The organism is Amycolatopsis sp. NPDC005961, assembly GCF_040629235.1.
Classification (GTDB): domain Bacteria; phylum Actinomycetota; class Actinomycetes; order Mycobacteriales; family Pseudonocardiaceae; genus Amycolatopsis; species Amycolatopsis camponoti.
The window spans coordinates 1-3,276 of record NZ_JBEXVF010000049.1; the positions used below are offsets into that span (position 1 = coordinate 1).

At 70.5% G+C, this 3,276-nt stretch carries 4 protein-coding genes; 3 read left to right on the forward strand and 1 reads right to left on the reverse strand.

Going from position 1 to position 3,276, the window contains the following annotated elements; translation table 11 throughout:
- Positions 1 to 154: 154 nt before the first annotated feature.
- The gene (locus ABZ342_RS33640) at positions 155 to 772 is read left to right on the forward strand and encodes a ScbR family autoregulator-binding transcription factor (RefSeq protein ID WP_230862660.1); all 618 of its coding nucleotides are present in this window, start codon (positions 155 to 157) and stop codon (positions 770 to 772) included.
- Positions 773 to 803: 31 nt separating this feature from the next.
- On the opposite strand, the gene ABZ342_RS33645 is transcribed toward ABZ342_RS33640, so the two are convergent.
- A complete protein-coding gene (locus ABZ342_RS33645) occupies positions 804 to 1,433 on the reverse strand; it encodes a ScbR family autoregulator-binding transcription factor (RefSeq protein ID WP_155544782.1) in 630 nt (209 codons plus the stop codon).
- Positions 1,434 to 1,647: 214 nt separating this feature from the next.
- Between ABZ342_RS33645 and ABZ342_RS33650 the strand changes: the two genes are divergently transcribed.
- Positions 1,648 to 2,616, forward strand: a complete 969-nt coding sequence (locus ABZ342_RS33650) for a ScbA/BarX family gamma-butyrolactone biosynthesis protein (protein WP_360481668.1) — start codon at positions 1,648 to 1,650, stop codon at positions 2,614 to 2,616.
- The coding region (locus ABZ342_RS33655) for an NAD-dependent epimerase/dehydratase family protein (protein WP_360481671.1) at positions 2,613 to 3,276 on the forward strand (664 nt) is incomplete at its 3' end. The genes ABZ342_RS33650 and ABZ342_RS33655, both read left to right, overlap by 4 nt.

Consider the following 3,276-nt stretch of genomic DNA (forward strand, 5'->3'; position numbering starts at 1 on the left):
GGTCGGTCGGTTTGTTCTTCGAGCGGTCGTCAAGTGCCTTGCCAGGGGCCGGTTTCTGGGGTTCCCCTAGTTGTAAACCGGGCGGTTGGTATGTAATCATGATCGGGACGCGCAGGGTCCCTGCGCCGGACGGCTCGACCTGAGGGGACCGACGGTGACCAAGCAGGCACGCTCGGAACACACGCGGCGCCTGTTGCTGGAAGCCGCGGCCGTGCTCCTGCACCAGGACGGGTACGCCGCGACCAGCATGGTGGGCATCGCGCAGGCGGCCGGCGTCACCAAGGGCGGCCTGTACTTCCACTTCTCCTCCAAGGACGAGATCTGCGACGAGGTCCAGATCGCCGCCGTGGACGTGCTGCGCGGGCAGGTGAGCCGTCAGCTCGCCGTGTCCCGGCCGGCCCTGCGGCGCCTCGCCGAGCTCAGCCGGGCCCTCATGCACTGGCTCGAAACCGATCCGAAGGTCGGCGCGAGCTTCCGCATGGCCCGGGAGATGGGGTCCGTGGACGAGCGGTTCGTCGTGTTCTCCCGGACGTGGCTGGCCCAGGTCCACGAGTACGTCGCCGACGCGATCGACGGCGGCGAGCTCGGCCCGGACGTGCCGCTCGAGACCGCCGAGCTGCTGGTGGTGGTCACCTGCGTCGGCCTCGAATCCGTGGTGTCCAGCCGGATCGTCGTGCCGGACAGCGACCTCGCCGTGACACTCGGCAAGCTGTGGCGCCTCATCGAGCTGGCCGAGCGGTCACCGCGGCCGACCGCCGGCGCGGGAGCCTGACGGGCCCGGTCCGGCGCGGCTTCCCGCGTGGTCAGACGGAAGCGGGCTCGCCGAGCGTGCCCTGCGGCAGGAAGCGGTGCAGCCGCCGGGGCGGCACCACGGAAACCAGGATCATGTTCCACATGAACGTGATCCGCTCCAGCAGGTCCGTCCGCCCGGTGAGCACCTGGGAGCTCAGCTGGATCCCGGTGAACGACGCCTGCACGAACTGCGCGAGGTCGTGCGGGTTGGTCTCCTTGCGCAGGTCGCCCGCCGCCTTCGCGGCCAGCAGGCAGCCGTGGATCGTGTCGATCCACCGCTTGTAGGCGTTGGCCGCCGGCGCGATGAACGAGCCCTGCTCGATGACGAGCCGGATGCTGGCACGCACCCGGACGTCGGACTGCAGGCTGGCCGCCATGCCCTGCGTGAGGTCGATGACCGTCTGCAGCCCCGGGTTCTCGATCTGCTCGAGCGGGTCCGACACCGTGAACTGCTCGTCGATCAGCGCGTCGGCCAGATCTTCCTTCGACTTGAAGTGGAAGTACAGCGCACCCTTCGTGACACCCGCTTCGGTCAGGATGTCCGACAGGCTCGCGCCGAGGAAGCCGACCGCGTCGAACCGGGAGGCCGCTGCCTCGAGGATCGCGTTCCGTGTCTGCTCCGCACGTTCTTGGCGAGCCACGTCCAGCCCCTCTCGATTCTGGCCGGCGGTCCACAGTAGACCATTCGGCGGTACCTCATGCGTCGATACGCCAGTCTACGGCCCGGGACGCGGGAAAGCCACTAAAAAAAACCGCTCGGTTGGTATGGTTTTAGGTGTCCGGTTCGGCTACAAATGGAGCGGGGGAGTACTGGGGTACTGGGGTACTGGGGTAGAACATTCTAGGAGGACCGTCATGGTCGGCACCATCCTTCAGGAATCTGCGCGCGAAATACCGGAAACCAAGGTCATCGGTGTGCCCGCGGGGCGGGCGGTCGACTTCCAGCAGACGATCCCGCGGAGCCTCGTGCACCGCGCGGCCGTCTCGGAGGTCTTCGTCACCGATTTGAACATCCTCGGCGAGGGCCGGTTCGAGGTCGGGGCGCAGTGGCCGCGCCGGCACAGCTTCTTCGGGCCGCGGACGCCGGTGTTCCACGATCCGATGCTGTACGCGGAAACGATCCGCCAGGCGGCGCTGCTGATCGCGCACCGCGCTTACGGCGTCCCGCTGAGTCACAGCTTTCTTTCCGACCACAAGGAGTACTCGGTCGAGGAGACCGGGCTGGCCACCCTGGGCCGCCCGGTCGACGTGGTGCTGCGGGTCAGCGCGCACGAGGTCGAGTACCGCGGCAAGAACGTCGGCGGCATGAGGCTCGACTTCGAGTGCTTCCGCGACGGCCGCCGGATCGGCACGGCGTCGGAGCGGTGGCGCACCGTGTCGTCGGCGGTCTACCGCCGGGTGCGGGGCGACCACTTCGCGGCGACGCCGTTCCAGGCGGCGGTCCTGTGCGGCGTCGCGCCGGCCTCGGTCGGCCGGGACCGCGCGGAGGACGTGCTGGTGGCGGCGACACCGACGGAAGGGACGTGGGCGCTGCGCTTCGACCCGGACCACGCGGTGCTCTTCGACCACCCGATCGACCACGTGCCGGGCATGGTCCTCATCGAAGGCGCGCGGCAGGCGGCCCTGCTGGCGATCGGCGACCCGTACGCCCTCCCGGCGTGCGCGGAATTCCGGTTCGACACGTACGTGGAGTTCGACTCCGAGTGCCTGCTGGCGGTCGAAGCGGACAAAGCGGGGCCGGACCGCACGCGGACGGTCCGGGTCGAGGTCCGCCAGAAGGGGACCACGGCCGCGAGCGGCACGCTGGGGATGCGCTTATCGTGAGAGCCGGTGAGCCGGACATCCTGGTCACCGGCGCCACGGGCTTCGTCGGCACGGCGGTGCTGCGCGAGCTGGTCGGGCGAGGAATGGGCCCCCGGGTCCGCATCCTCGCCCGGCGGCCGCCGCCGGAGTGGATGACCATCGCGGGCGTGACGACGTGGCCGGGCGACCTGACGGACGCGCCGGGCCTCGCGGGGCTGTGCACGGGCATAACGACGCTGCTCCACCTGGCCTCCCAGGTGGGCGGCGACCCCGCCCGCTGCACGGCGGTCAACGAGGGCGGAACGGCGAACCTCCTGGCCGAGGCGCACCGGGCGGGAACGCGAAGCGTGCTGTACCTGAGCACCTGCGCGGTGTACCAGGACGGCACCCACCGCGGTGCGCGGGTGCCGGGGGAGGAGGCCGGAGGGGCCGGGTCCGGGTTGGCGGCGGCTCTGGGGTCGCCACCAGCCCGGGGTGCTGAGGGGGTGCGGGGGCCGCTGACCAGTGGGGATTGGTCGGAGGGTGCGCGCTCGGGCGGGTCCGGGGCGGTGGCGGATCCGGGGTTGATCGGTGGGGACCGGTCGGCTGACGGGGGTCCGGGGGTCGGGTCCGGGTGGGTTGCGGATCTGGGTTCGTTGATCGGTGGGATCGGGCTGGCGGGTGTGGTTTTGGGAGGTGGCC